Raw genomic sequence first — 13,050 nt, 5'->3', positions numbered from 1 at the left:
GTACTCCTTTCCCATGCACCCTTAGTATAGAAGACGCTCTGACTTGATACAACTAATTTTCATCGCAGGTTTCGACAAAATGACGATGAACGCAAATCACTTCGGCCGTGATTTGATCGTTATATTCACGCAATAAATCATATGCCGCCAGCAATGTTGAACCACTTGTGCAGACATCATCAAATAGGACAAGCTTTTTGGTAGGAATTTCAGCTGCCGATTTAAGCTTCATAACATTCTTAATCTGACCTCTTGATTTTCCGCGATGTAGACTTTGTTTGTAATCTTCACTTTTCACCAGACAATCACAGCATTCAATATTCATTCCCTTCAGCATCTCATGCAGATGGCTGAACCCACGCTCACTTATTTTCTGCTGCGCACTGGGCATAGGAATCAGCACCTTATGTCGGCATCTGTCGAACAATTCTTCACGCACTGCTGCCAAAAAAACTTCTGCAAGAGCAATATCACGCCCCTCTTTATATTGAAAAAGCAGATTCTCAACGTAATCATTGTAATAATAAAATGCGTGAATATTCAGTGCATGAAGCTGATAATTTTCATTGCACTCCTCAAAATTTGCCCGGCATTTACCACAGATACCATCCCCTCCCTTCAGCCAGCGCATAAAAGGCTGATGCTCATCCACAGATTTAAAACAGATTGGACACCAATGTTTCATTCATTTTCTCCAAAGCACGCACACAGCGTTTGATTGCCGTTGTTTTCCGTATGCAGTAAAAAACACCCATTCCTGAAGGGCAGTCACGGCTCCTGCCAACCCTGCCGATAATTTGTATTAATGATGCTTCATCAAAGACAGGATGATCACTTTGTAAAACAACAACATCTACGCCGGGAATCGTGATGCCGCGTTCAAGAATGGTTGTGGTGAAGATGAAATCAAGCTCACGCTTTCTCAGCCTGCTGATAATCTGATCCTTTTCAATTGTCTTGCTGGTCAGTGACGCACAGTGAAAAAGCGGTGAAAAGAGCAGTCCATAACGTTGTGCCAAGTCAATAGTCGGCACAAATATCAACATTGGCTTTTTCTGCTGACGCATAATCATTAACAGACTGACCAGCTGCAAAGGCACAGGCAGCTGTTTAATAAGGGGCAGAACTAAGGGATGACCATGCGGACGCTGGAACAATTCGACCATCTTCAGCCTGCCCTCGCTTACCTCTTTCAGCATGGCAGAATCAGGCGTAGCTGTCAGATAAAGGATCCTCCCTTTACAGCTATTTCTGGCAACTGCCGCCAGCAATTCATTTCCCTTATAGGGAAAAGCATCGACTTCATCCATAACAAGTAAATCAAAGGCTTGATGATAGCGATAAAGCTGGTGCATCGTACAGACAATCAGATCACCCTCAGTAATCTCAGTATAACCTTGACAAACCGGAACAACCTTTAGCGTCTTAAATGCCCTCTGCATCCGCTGGGCAATTTCTAAAACAACCTGCCTGCGTGAAATCGCTATTCCTACCTTTTTCCCCGCATTCAGCGCCTGTTTCAAAGGCTCCATCGTCAATTCAGTCTTGCCCGCACCGCATGCCGCATAAACCAGAACATCATAACCCGCTGCAAGATGGGTCACTATTTCCTTACTGGCCTTTAATTGCTGATCAGTCAGCTGAAACTCAAGATCATAATTACAGCGATGACGTTTTGGCACGTATGTATAAGCCTTGGGAACGGTTCCTACATCAAGCCGTCCGAATGCAACACAGCGGCGGCAATAATAAGTTCCCTTATCATTGTAGAAATATTTGGGATCAGTATTCTGACAGCGTTCACATCTCATGCTTCACCTCACCTATATATACGAGATAAACATTGATATGATTAATAATAAAAACCGCTTTTTATTAGATAACACCTCAAATTTTCAATGAATAACATTGTCAATTTTAAAGAATTTTATCAATAATCGCGGTTTTCTTTATATATTCAACTTATTTTTGTTTTTGCACAAAATTCCAAGCATCACGGCACATTTCCTCGATGCCCTTTTGTGCGCTCCAGCCAAGTTCTTCCTTAGCCTTTGTCGGATCAGCATAACAAGCCGCTATATCACCAGGACGGCGGTCAGTAATCTTATATGGAACCTCAATATTATTCACACGGGCAAAAGTTTTCACCAAATCAAGCACTGAGAAACCATTGCCAGTACCAAGGTTATAAATCTTCACACCGCTTCCCTGAGCGATTTTCTCAACAGCTTTGATATGACCTAATGCCAAGTCAACAACATGGATATAATCACGAACCCCTGTGCCATCCGGTGTATTATAATCATCACCAAAGACATTCAGATGCGGGAGTTCTTTGTTAGCAACCTTAACAATATATGGCATTAAATTATTAGGAATATCATTAGGACTTTCACCTAACAATCCTGATTCATGCGCACCAATCGGATTGAAATATCTCAGCAAACCAACGCTCCATTCCTTATCCGCATACTGCAGATCCGTCAGAATTCTCTCAATGAACAATTTTGTCGTACCATAAGGATTCGTTGTAGAAAGCGGAAAATCCTCTTTGATCGGCAATGATGCAGGATCGCCATAAACCGTAGCACTTGATGAGAATACAATGCGTTTGCAATTAAACTCATTCATCACTTTGCATAATACGATTGTAGAATCAAGATTATTCTGATAATACATCAAAGGCTTCGCAACACTTTCACCAACTGCTTTATAACCCGCAAAATGAATTACCGCGTCAATCTTATGATCCGTAAAGATACGTCTTACCGCTTCTTCATCACAAACATCATTTTCATAGAAAGCAAATTTCTTATTTGTAAGCTGTTCAATCTTATCTACTACCTCTAATTTTGAATTATACAAATTATCAATAATGACAACTTCATAACCAGCATTCAATAATTCCACACATGTATGAGAACCAATATAGCCTGTTCCACCGGTAACTAATATTTTCATATTCTTTCCTCGCTTTCAACTGTATTCATTATAACAACATTCCATCTTTTATGATATAAAATTTATGTTAAGAAACAGTAAATGAAGAGTAAAAGCCAATATTTCTAAAACTGTAAACACTATCATTAAAAGTCCATCAATCAGCATTATGAAAAACAAACACATCACTGCTGCTCTATTATTTTGAAACCCGCCCGCGATATTCACCGCGAATGATTTCATCCATTTCTTCCGGTGTCTCTTTACAACCGCCGGCAAGCCACTTTTTCACGATCGCATTAAAGCCGCTTCTGAAAAATTCGACATGATATTCAATATGCCGATTGTCAAAATGCTGCTTTGCCTGATGAATATCATAATATTCAAGCTTAAACTGATTATCATAACCTAGCTTAAAATAGGTGCAGTAGAATAATTGATTATCCTTGATATGATAAAACAGCTTTAAATAATCATTGCTGTTAAAGCCTTGTGTTGTTTCCGCTTCATAAAGCAAATTCACTTCACGTTCCAAATCTTCTCTGACCTTGTCTGCAAGCTCATAAATATCTACAAAATTAGCGTAAAACGTACTGCGATTTAATTCACAGCGCTTGCAAATATCTGAAACACTTATCTCATGAAGTTCTTTGGTTTGCAGCAATTCAATAAAGACTTTCTGAATACGTTCCATTGACTCACGGCGCCGCCGATTATTTTTTGTGTTCATTGGTTCCCTCTTCCATTATTCCAACACTTCGCATCAAACTGATGATTGTTTCTGTCGGTTATTACAATTATACTGAATTTGTATTAAAACAACAACTGTTGCCTTAATATAGATGGAGGTATTTCAAATGAAAAAAAGCAGTTTTGTCGCATTAGGTTTAGGAACCATCAGCACAGTTCTATTTGCTCTTGGTATGTGTATGGCAATGATAAAAGAATGGGGAGCCTTTCAGCCAGGTGTTGTCTTTGGCTGTGTCGGACTTCTGCTCGGACTAATCACATGGATTCTATGGCGGAAAATGGAACACAAAGAACCTGTCCAAATCACAGCAAAAACATTCCTCATGGTGATGGTGGGTGTAATTGGTGCTTTAGCTTTAGGTATTGGCATGTGTTTCAGCATTGTTTGGGGTAAAATGATTCAGGGAATTATTATCGGACTGATTGGTATTGTTTTGCTGCTTGGTTTGATTCCTTTGACAACCGGCATTAAAGAATAAAGTGTTACTTGAAAATATGGGTGAATTTAAACCATTATCTTAAATGTCAAAATTTATAACCATGGGCATCAAGCAAAAAATATACAGCAGAATTGAAGTCACAAATCTTGGCAGGCATACCATAAACGATCAGCGTACCCGGATTATCTTATCAGCAGCTTTTAGCTTCATGGTAAATTTAGTATATGCACTGGTACATGGCGCGCTGGGCATTGCCAATCAGTCATTGTGGTTTATTACCATGTGTGCCTACTATACTATTTTAAGCGTCATGCGTTTTTCAGCTATTTTGTGTGAAAGAAAGAATCATTCTAAAATTTCCATTGACGCAGAATATTTTGTGATGACATTAACCGGCATCCTGCTTTCAGCGCTGAGCCTTGTTTTAATTGGTGTCATTTATCTTAGTCTGACTGAACACATCGCCGCAAAATACGAATCTGTGATCATGATAACCATAGCCGCTTATACGTTTTATAAAATCACTATGGCCATCCTACGCGCAGTTACACAGCGCAATAACCCCTCGCCATTACTTGCGGTAATTCGCTGTATTGGTTATAGCGATGTCGCTGCTTCAGTATTAACATTACAGCGCTCGATGCTTGTTTCATTTGGTGCCATGAGTGATGCAAACACAGCCCTGATGAACATTTTAACTGGTGCCGCTGTCTGTTTATTTATATTAGCATTAGGAATATCGATGATAAAGAAAGGAATAAAAAAGAAAGGTGCAGCATTATGGCAAAATCAAAAATCATAAAAGCGAATGAAAAGATCGCAGAAAAGGTCGTTGGAACATTTGAAAAAATAGAGGATTCAGTAGTCGGCGGTTATACTAAAATAGAAGACGCCTTTGTTGATCGCTATTTAACTAAAGACGATGAAACAATTGAAGAAGCTAAAGCCCGCTTACAAAAAGAAAAAGCATAAGTTTAATTAACAGTTTTGGATGTTCAAAACTGTTTTTTTATAATAAAAAACCGGTGTTACCGGTTCATAAAATCATCAAATTTAGCACATATATCATGGTAATTCTCTACCGTATCCATCTCATCTACCAGTGATTCATCAACCTGATGCACACCGACATTAAGTACATCTAATAGATCTACCGGCACATTATCCCAATATTTTTTAGGATCAAGATAATTGGCGCTGTCCTTTAATCGCTGTTCAATTTCCGCCTTAATGATTTCACAGTCATGAGCGTTCCAATAAGAAATGCCCAGCATACTCGGCCGATAAGCGTCCGTAATATCCATAGCGACTACCCGTCCATTCTCAACTTTGGGGCACCAGTCAAAATCAGGTCCAGCTTTTCGCTGTACTGTATAATAAGTGCTTTGACTCATTGGACACAGAACTTGATCAAGCAGGACAACATCAGCATCAATCACCACCGTATCACTGAAATACGGCAGTGCTTTAGCCATTGAATAGAGATTGTTATAATCGGCATAATGTTCATTATAGACAAGCCTTACTTGATATTTTTCTTTCAGATAATCAAATAATTCAGCCATATGACCTACAACAATAGTAATATCGGTAATATCAGCCTCATGCAGATAGCCGATGGTGCGCTCAATGTTAGGAATGCCGCCGATTGGCAGCAATGCTTTATGATTATGCTTTGTTATTTCCTTAAACCGTGAGCCAAGTCCGGCTGCTAATAATAATGCATTCATCGTATATCTCCCTCAATCTGCGGATGATCCTTGCGCAGATCCTTTACAAAGCTGACAACGACCATGATCATGATAATTCCCAACGGGAAAGCCGCGATAATCGCTATTGTCTGAAGCATGCTTAAGGTTGAGTCTGAGAATAGCAAAGCCACCGGCAGCAATAAGAAGACCACCGACCAGAATGCCCTTAGCTTTCGCCGCGGTTCATCCTGATGTTCAGGCATTTTCTCTGAATAGCTGGCTACAACCATCGTAATCGCGTCAAAGGTGCTGGCATAGAAGGCAATCATTGCGACAATCAATATACCCAATACCAGATTGGTCATCGGCAGCTGATCAAAAATCATTAAGATAACCGCAGAAGGTGCTACGCCGGAAGCAATCATGCTGGCTACATCTAAAATACCATGTGTCTGCAGATATAAGCCATACCCGCCAAAAACGATAAAGGATGTAAACGTTCCGCCTAAGCCGCACGCTAAACCGCCTAAGATGGTCTGCTTGATTGTTCTGCCTTCCGATATTTTCGCAATGAAGAATGGTGTAGCAACAAACCATGCAATCCAATACGCCCAATAGAAAATCGTCCAATCCTGAGGGAAGCCGCTGATACCTAATGGGTCCATCCAGGTAGCCATATTGAAGAAATTATTGATCACCTTGCCAATTGCGGTAATACCTGTTTCAATGATATAAACCTTTGGCCCGGCAATTAAAAATGTAGCTAATAAAAGTACAAATACGACAACACAGAAATTAGCCAGATAACTGATGGCCTTCATTCCCTTTAATACCGCAACCATGAAAACGAAGCAGATAATTGCCAGGATCGCGATTGAAAGGAAATGGCTCGTCTCGATATTTAAAATCTTTGCCAGCGCACCTGACAGAAGCGGTGTCGCTAATGAAAAGGTCGTTGCCGTTCCAGCTAATAAACCGCAGACAGCGAAAACATCAATCAAACGGCCCGCTTTTCCATCGCTGTGTTTGCCAAGCAGCGGTCTTACAGCTTCCGATAACGTCTGACGCTTACGTCCCTTTACAAAAAACATATAAGCATAGGCACAGGCTGGCAGGATATAGAACGCCCATGGAATGGGGCCCCAGTGAAACAGCGGATAAGCACTTGACCAGTCCTGCAGCTGAGCTGCCGTCATATTTTCCATGCCAAAAGGCGCCGCTGTGTAGTAATAGCTCCATTCACATAATGACCAATATAAGATATCCGCAGCCATCGTAGAGGTAAAAATCATTGAACCCCAGCTGAATGTTGAATACCGCGGTTTATCCAGATTGCCTAATTTTATATTGCCAAAGCGGCTGAAAGCCATGATGATAGCCGCAATCAGAATCCCCAGACCCAGCAGAATATAAAAGAAACCAAACTCATTGACAAATAAATTACGCAAGGTATTAATCACTTCACCGCTGGCTTGCGGAAACAGCATGAGCAGTGATGAAATCATGCCGATAATGACTAAGGGCAAGATTGTAATCACCCAGTCGATACTCTTATCTAGTTTAAAATTTTTCATAACAGATCCCTTTCATATTGCTTACAGAATACTTCAATAGCCTGTAAGCCGCGGTTCAGACGGTCGATGCCATAAGTACCGAAATCTTCGCCATTAGCTTCCTTGGCCATGGTCCATGCCGACCAAAGAATATCCTGAGTAATTTTGAATAACTGAATCTTTTCTTTTTCAACAGCACTCAAGCCTTTGCCCTCAGTATAGTAATATTCAAACAATTCCTCTTCACTCGGCGTAAATTCACATTCAACAAAATGACCGGCAAGATCCCACATCGGATCATTAAAACCCGCGTATTCCCAATCAATCAGATACATCCTTCCATGTTCATCCTTAATCAGATTCTCCGCAACCAGATCGCAATGACACGGCTTCAGATTCCAGCCTAATCGATCCATCACGACAGCCAGCTTGTCCATAAAGGCTCTGGCCTGATCGTAGTTCTCATAAGGTGTTACATGTGAAGCAGCCATTAAATCTTCATATTTCTTTAATTCATCAAAGACATTAAAGCGGCCCTTCAATTCACATTCACTTGTATGCAGCTTACGCAGCAGCGCCGCGGTCAGCTTCATATTCTTTTCCAGACGCACCGTCGGTCCAGTCATCGTTTTCGCATTTGGAATATAAATACTTACTTTAACGCCGCTTGCTTCATTAAAATAAACCGTATCAACATTTAAACCAAGCAGATAACCAAATTTACCATTTACCTTTTCATTGCTGCGGGAGATCATCGTCTCGGTACAGCGTCCCGGCATTCTCAGAATATAACGGTTATTGGTTGTTTTTACCTTATAATTAGTATTTGTCATCCCACCGGCAGCCTCAATACTGATAAAATCCTTTTCATCAATCCCCATGACTTCGATAAATAATTTCTTTAATTGAAGCAGATTGCGTTCATTCTCTTTCTTCTTTAATTTAGGGAAATAAATATTGACCATATCGTTATACTGTTTCTGATTATCTATATCCATACAGATACAATCATCGATGCCGCAGGTCGTAATCTTATACAAACGGCCAAGGTTTTCAATAACATATTCATAATTCAGATATGGATTTTTATTTTCATCAAATATATTTAACATTTTTTTATAGATTGAATAACTGATTTTATTCACACCGCATAATTCAGCATCAATATGATTTAATTCATGGATATCTTTTGAAATACGATATAAATCATTATGCTCATCCAGCTCCACAAAGGCTTCATCACCGCTGCCCCTCGGCGCGTTGACAAACAGACAATTCGGCGCTTCATTTTCAAGCAAGGCGGTTACTACCGCTTTTTCAAATACATAGTCACTTTCAATCAGTAAGAAATCAGAATCAATAAGTGATGCCGCGCAAGCCAGTGAAGCCATAGTTCCCGTCCATTTATAACGGCTGTTTTCCACAAACTGAACTTCCCGCTGATTCTTAAAGGCTTCCTCATACATTGCCTTTTGATAACCGGTAACGATGATAATTTTAGTGATTGAATGATCCAGCAGGATATCAACGATACGCTGAATCAGGGATACACCTTCAATGGTTAAGAAACCAACAGGGATATTAAAATCCTTATTTTGACCGGCAGCCAGAATGACAGCCGTATGCAGATCCTGTGATTTCACAGTCAGCTGCAGCTTATCCATCTGTCTTTCACGAAGAATATTTTCCAGACATTCATTGCCGCTTTCAGTAAGCTCATATTCAAACCGGCCCTTTTTCGCATGAATGGTGATCAGACCTTGTTCCTCCATATTTTTCAACAGGGTGTTGACCATGCCTAAAGAGAAACCTGTTTCTTTCGCAATGTCACGCTGTGTCGATGTATCACTTTTCTTTAAACATTTTAGAAGCTGATAAATTTTATCCATGAAATCACTCCTGTTCATTTTTTGTACAAGTCTATTTTACACTTGCTGAGCGAGATGTCAAGTACATGTTCATTTTTTGAACTCAAAGTATTATAAAAACAGCGCCCTTTGTCAGGAACGCTGCTAGTTGGATTAATAGAATTTGCCTTCCGATAAATAATCTTCAGGATTTTTACTGGACGCTTCAATGCAGTCAGGTTTATTGACCTTATAGCTCGGTTTTACCGGCAGCGGGCCATTTAATAACGGATCATTCGTCTTTACCTGAAATTCATGAAGCTGGTTTCTGAATTCATCAATGATTTCATGCAGTTCTTCATGATCGATGAGATTATTCATTTCATCAGGATCATAAATCAGATCATAAAATGCTTCCTCTGCCTTAGGATAACTGCCGTAGCCATTTTCCATATAGAAATCTTTGACCTTATTGCTGTCCGTATTGCTTGGATTGACAAACAAATGAGTGCGGTCATAGTAGCGGATATATTTATAACGCTCACTTCTGACTGCCCGGCATGGTTCATAAGAGGTATGGAAATTGATTTCAGAGTATACATATTCATCACCGGCGGGTAAGCCATAGAAACAGTTGCTGAATGATTTGCCTTCCAAATAATCAGGCTGATCCAGCTTCAATAGATCACAAAGCGTTGGGAACACATCTATCTGTGAAACCAGCGCGTCGCAGACATTCCCTTTCTTAAGGGAATCCGGAACTCTCATAATCAAAGAAACACCGGTTCCTTTATCGCTTAAATAGCATTTATTAAACGGATAAGCGACACCGTGATCGGTTGTAAATAGAATAATGGTATTCTCATAGCAGCCAGCTTCCTTCAACGCGTCGATTACGATCTTAAAGCATTCGTCGGCATGCTGAGCTGAGGTGAGATATTGCGCTGTATCATGGCGGTTCTCGGCATTATTAAATATCGGCTGCCAAGGCTTCACATAATTCTCATTCACCCTTTCACTGATTTCCAATGGGAATGGGCGATGTGTGGAATGCATACCATAGCTCATGAAGAATGGCTGGTCATGATCAGCATGCTTCAGCCAGTCCGCAGCTGCCTGAGCATTTTCCTGATCCCAAAGGTGGTAATCCTCTTTCTGATAGACAAAGGGATCATGCGTCAATACCTCATGATAACCGATAGTTTTTGACGCTTCCACATTGGTGTAGAAATCCACCTCATGCTGGATTCCGCTAAGCACCGTATGATACCCATTGCGTTTCAAGAAGTTGCATAAGTGCTGATCCGTGTCATTCAAGCCAAAACCTCGCTGAGCTAATCCCAGCATGCCGTTTTGGTGCGGATAGATGCCAGTCAGCATACTTGCCCGGCTTGGTGAGCAGGTTGGATTGACACAGTAACCATTCGTAAACGTTGTCGCATCCTTTGCGAAAGCAAGCAGATGATCACTCGGCACCGAATAACCGTAAGGGCTGAAATAACGTCCGCTGTCATGCGTATGAATATAAAGGAGATTCATAATTATGACTCCTTATTAAAAATCGGACTGCTCCAAGCCATGCAGCCATTTTTCTGATGCACTCTGACACGAACATGATGAGCCGCTGAAAGATCGAGAACCGTTGTACCCTGATACATATAATCAGCCTTTACAGCCGCTTTATTTGCCTTAAATTTATAAGTGTTATGCCACCATGTATCATTGCGGTAAAAGCTCTCCTCCTGATAAGTGTCATAGATCAAGCGCTTCGCTTCGTCATCAAGACTGAACAGCATTGAATCATTTAATAGCGACTGTACCGGCAATTCATAATCAATACCATCTACATTCAGCTTTAATACCTCATCCGCGGCTGCTTCTATTTCAAAGATAAAGCCTTCGGTCGTAATTGCCGCTGAACCCATCCACTTACCGGTCTGTGTTGTCTTATACGTCGTTAATTCAAATTCAAAATCATTCTCATCCTGATGCAGAATAGACTGTCCCATCGTATTCCAGGCATTTTCCACACTTAAGATGCTGCCTTCGGTATGCAGACAGCCATGCCACTTTCTTGAAGCGATATCCGGGAATACACGGCGATCCGGTCCCCAGCCAAATTCAAGCTTGAACTTAAAGTGAACCTTGCCTTCAGGCTTTGATGAACGATGATTGCAGTTAATGATATCTGCCACATCATTATCCACAATGACTTCAATACGGTCTAACGCATTGCTGCCTTCAATATTCAGATTCAGCTCTGAAGCTTCTTTAAAGGAAGTACAGTCTCCCATCATGGCTCCGTCAAGATCCATTCTTAATTTAATACGTTCATTGCTGACACCATAGACATGACGTTTCTGCATCGCCTCCCATATGGCATCCTTCGTCCTATTTTCAGCTAAGACTGCCATACTGCCAAATTCACTGACTGCCGGTACTGAGTGATTGTCACCGGAAGCAATCAAGCCAAAATGATAACCGCGTTTATACCCTGATTCAACACTGTTGGCACCAACTCTTGGGCCCATATGCACATGCCGGTTCATCGGTATGCTGCCATAATCATTTTCGCTGGAGCCATGCGAAGAATAAACCTCCGCAAATGGTGAAAAGGCTTCAATATGCGTATCCCAATTCTTACCGCGGCTGCCGCTTTGATAAGCTAAATGATGCGGAATAGCAATCGCATCTTTATCCTTATATAATTCATACAGTTCCTGATAACGAAGCGGGAAGGCAATCTCATTCTCATTATTTTTAAAGAATACATTATGATCGCCGTCAAGACCGCTGCCCTGCCATTCATAACCCATAAACATCGGCCAACCCTCAGCATTAGCCTTATTCACAAAGCTTCTCAGTTCCTCCCAGTCAGCCTTTACCTTATCCAAATCATGAATATCCTCTACCCCCATTCCTGAAGGCAGCTTTCGCATATAATACGGATAATAAGCAATCGGCCAGAAATCAAGCATGCTTTTGGCATGCGCATACCATTTAGGAAGCTCACTCATTCCTTCATGGTGAATATTGCTGTGCATATCCGTCCACAAAATTTTATATTTGTTTTCCATAGTCCCTCCTAGTAAAATAAACTGCGCTTTTCCGGATAGCCGTTCACATGATCATAAAACCTTCTCATAATCAGATGCGGACGGGTAATGGCACTGCCAATAACAACTGAATGAGCGCCGTAATGGAATGCCCTGATTGCATCATCCGGTGTCCAGACCTTGCCTTCCATCATAACTTTACCCTTATCCTTACAGCAAGCACACATTTTCGCAAACATTTCCCAATCAGCCAAATCCGATGATTTCGCGTCTTTCTTAAAACGATAGAACGTTGGCGCGACAATATCCGCCCCTAAAGCAAGGGATGCAAGCGCGTCTTCTTCATCACGGACATCCGCAAAAATAACCGTATCAGGGAAAGTCTTTTTAATTTCCGGAATTAAATCATAACCGCGGCGGCCCTGAATCATGCGGTCAGTTCCATCAACCGCCACTATATCCGCACCAGCTTCGATTACCTCTGCCACCTCATTCATCGTCGGTGTCATAAAGATTTCCGTTTCATCGCTGAATACCTTCACTAAACCAATGATTGGCAGTTCAGTAATACCCCTGATTTTTTTAATATTATCAATGCCATTTAAACGCAGGCCGCAGGCACCGCCCCAGATTGCGGAACGCGCCATTAATTCAACCATGTCCTCATGCCAGCACGGCGCATGCTTTTCAATTTGACAGGATACGATCAAACCGCCCTTCAGACTTTCCAAAAGCTCATGTTTATCCATAACACACCTCCTTGATTCTCTTAA

13 protein-coding genes are annotated in these 13,050 nt (G+C 41.2%); 3 read left to right on the top strand and 10 right to left on the bottom strand.

Annotated features, from left to right (window positions below):
• Positions 1-52: 52 nt before the first annotated feature.
• From DWZ33_RS10755 to DWZ33_RS10740, 4 genes are all read right to left on the bottom strand, one after another.
• Entirely contained in the window at positions 53-685 is a 633-nt protein-coding gene (locus DWZ33_RS10755) for a ComF family protein (RefSeq protein WP_118454816.1), read from the bottom strand.
• Positions 657-1,811, bottom strand: a complete 1,155-nt coding sequence (locus DWZ33_RS10750) for a helicase-related protein (protein WP_118454815.1) — start codon at positions 1,809-1,811, stop codon at positions 657-659. The genes DWZ33_RS10755 and DWZ33_RS10750 overlap by 29 nt, the downstream gene beginning before the upstream one ends.
• A 151-nt stretch (positions 1,812-1,962) precedes the next feature.
• A complete protein-coding gene (gene galE / locus DWZ33_RS10745; RefSeq protein ID WP_118454814.1) occupies positions 1,963-2,961 on the bottom strand; it encodes a UDP-glucose 4-epimerase GalE in 999 nt (332 codons plus the stop codon).
• Between the two features lie 178 nt (positions 2,962-3,139).
• The gene (locus DWZ33_RS10740; protein ID WP_118454813.1) at positions 3,140-3,670 is read right to left on the bottom strand and encodes a TetR/AcrR family transcriptional regulator; all 531 of its coding nucleotides are present in this window, start codon (positions 3,668-3,670) and stop codon (positions 3,140-3,142) included.
• A 127-nt stretch (positions 3,671-3,797) separates the two neighbouring features.
• On the opposite strand from DWZ33_RS10740, the gene DWZ33_RS10735 reads away from it, so the two are divergent.
• The 3 genes from DWZ33_RS10735 (at position 3,798) to DWZ33_RS10725 (ending at position 5,102) form a co-directional block, all read left to right on the top strand.
• Positions 3,798-4,169, top strand: a complete 372-nt coding sequence (locus DWZ33_RS10735) for a hypothetical protein (RefSeq protein WP_118454812.1) — start codon at positions 3,798-3,800, stop codon at positions 4,167-4,169.
• A 169-nt stretch (positions 4,170-4,338) separates the two neighbouring features.
• Positions 4,339-4,932: a hypothetical protein gene (locus DWZ33_RS10730; protein ID WP_244925874.1), complete on the top strand. Its 594-nt coding sequence runs from the start codon at positions 4,339-4,341 to the stop codon at positions 4,930-4,932.
• Positions 4,911-5,102, top strand: a complete 192-nt coding sequence (locus DWZ33_RS10725) for a hypothetical protein (RefSeq protein WP_118454811.1) — start codon at positions 4,911-4,913, stop codon at positions 5,100-5,102. Before DWZ33_RS10730 ends, DWZ33_RS10725 begins: the two co-directional genes overlap by 22 nt.
• Before the next feature lie 56 nt (positions 5,103-5,158).
• Here DWZ33_RS10725 and DWZ33_RS10720 read toward each other — a convergent pair whose 3' ends face one another.
• From DWZ33_RS10720 to DWZ33_RS10695, 6 genes are all read right to left on the bottom strand, one after another.
• On the bottom strand, positions 5,159-5,860 hold the full coding sequence (locus tag DWZ33_RS10720; protein ID WP_118454810.1) for an NTP transferase domain-containing protein: 702 nt from the start codon (positions 5,858-5,860) through the stop codon (positions 5,159-5,161).
• Positions 5,857-7,395, bottom strand: coding sequence for a BCCT family transporter (locus DWZ33_RS10715; RefSeq protein WP_118454809.1), 1,539 nt, complete (start codon positions 7,393-7,395; stop codon positions 5,857-5,859). The genes DWZ33_RS10720 and DWZ33_RS10715 overlap by 4 nt, the downstream gene beginning before the upstream one ends.
• Positions 7,392-9,263 carry a phosphocholine cytidylyltransferase/choline kinase family protein gene (locus DWZ33_RS10710; protein WP_182425656.1) on the bottom strand — a complete coding sequence of 624 codons (1,872 nt, stop codon included), beginning with the start codon at positions 9,261-9,263 and terminating at the stop codon, positions 7,392-7,394. The genes DWZ33_RS10715 and DWZ33_RS10710 overlap by 4 nt, the downstream gene beginning before the upstream one ends.
• A 132-nt stretch (positions 9,264-9,395) precedes the next feature.
• Complete coding sequence (locus DWZ33_RS10705; RefSeq protein WP_118454807.1) at positions 9,396-10,760, bottom strand: sulfatase family protein; 1,365 nt, start codon at positions 10,758-10,760, stop codon at positions 9,396-9,398.
• A gap of 2 nt (positions 10,761-10,762) precedes the next feature.
• On the bottom strand, positions 10,763-12,298 hold the full coding sequence (locus tag DWZ33_RS10700; RefSeq protein WP_220452427.1) for a DUF3604 domain-containing protein: 1,536 nt from the start codon (positions 12,296-12,298) through the stop codon (positions 10,763-10,765).
• A gap of 8 nt (positions 12,299-12,306) precedes the next feature.
• Complete coding sequence (locus tag DWZ33_RS10695; RefSeq protein ID WP_118454806.1) at positions 12,307-13,026, bottom strand: N-acetylmannosamine-6-phosphate 2-epimerase; 720 nt, start codon at positions 13,024-13,026, stop codon at positions 12,307-12,309.
• Positions 13,027-13,050: the final 24 nt, after the last annotated feature.

The sequence above is a fragment of the Dielma fastidiosa genome (genome assembly GCF_003475485.1).
GTDB lineage: Bacteria > Bacillota_I > Bacilli_A > Erysipelotrichales > Erysipelotrichaceae > Dielma > Dielma fastidiosa.
Note: the sequence above shows the minus strand (reverse complement) of the source record. Positions and strands in the feature narration are given on the sequence as shown.

Excerpts from the sequence above, each read along its gene's own strand:
- DWZ33_RS10755 (WP_118454816.1), bottom strand. The coding sequence starts at position 685 with ATGAAACATTGGTGTCCAATCTGTTTTAAATCTGTGGATGAGCATCAG.
- DWZ33_RS10750 (WP_118454815.1), bottom strand. The coding sequence starts at position 1,811 with ATGAGATGTGAACGCTGTCAGAATACTGATCCCAAATATTTCTACAAT.
- galE (WP_118454814.1), bottom strand. The coding sequence starts at position 2,961 with ATGAAAATATTAGTTACCGGTGGAACAGGCTATATTGGTTCTCATACA.
- DWZ33_RS10740 (WP_118454813.1), bottom strand. The coding sequence starts at position 3,670 with ATGAACACAAAAAATAATCGGCGGCGCCGTGAGTCAATGGAACGTATT.
- DWZ33_RS10735 (WP_118454812.1), top strand. The coding sequence starts at position 3,798 with ATGAAAAAAAGCAGTTTTGTCGCATTAGGTTTAGGAACCATCAGCACA.
- DWZ33_RS10730 (WP_244925874.1), top strand. The coding sequence starts at position 4,339 with ATGGTAAATTTAGTATATGCACTGGTACATGGCGCGCTGGGCATTGCC.
- DWZ33_RS10725 (WP_118454811.1), top strand. The coding sequence starts at position 4,911 with ATGGCAAAATCAAAAATCATAAAAGCGAATGAAAAGATCGCAGAAAAG.
- DWZ33_RS10720 (WP_118454810.1), bottom strand. The coding sequence starts at position 5,860 with ATGAATGCATTATTATTAGCAGCCGGACTTGGCTCACGGTTTAAGGAA.
- DWZ33_RS10715 (WP_118454809.1), bottom strand. The coding sequence starts at position 7,395 with ATGAAAAATTTTAAACTAGATAAGAGTATCGACTGGGTGATTACAATC.
- DWZ33_RS10710 (WP_182425656.1), bottom strand. The coding sequence starts at position 9,263 with ATGGATAAAATTTATCAGCTTCTAAAATGTTTAAAGAAAAGTGATACA.
- DWZ33_RS10705 (WP_118454807.1), bottom strand. The coding sequence starts at position 10,760 with ATGAATCTCCTTTATATTCATACGCATGACAGCGGACGTTATTTCAGC.
- DWZ33_RS10700 (WP_220452427.1), bottom strand. The coding sequence starts at position 12,298 with ATGGAAAACAAATATAAAATTTTGTGGACGGATATGCACAGCAATATT.
- DWZ33_RS10695 (WP_118454806.1), bottom strand. The coding sequence starts at position 13,026 with ATGGATAAACATGAGCTTTTGGAAAGTCTGAAGGGCGGTTTGATCGTA.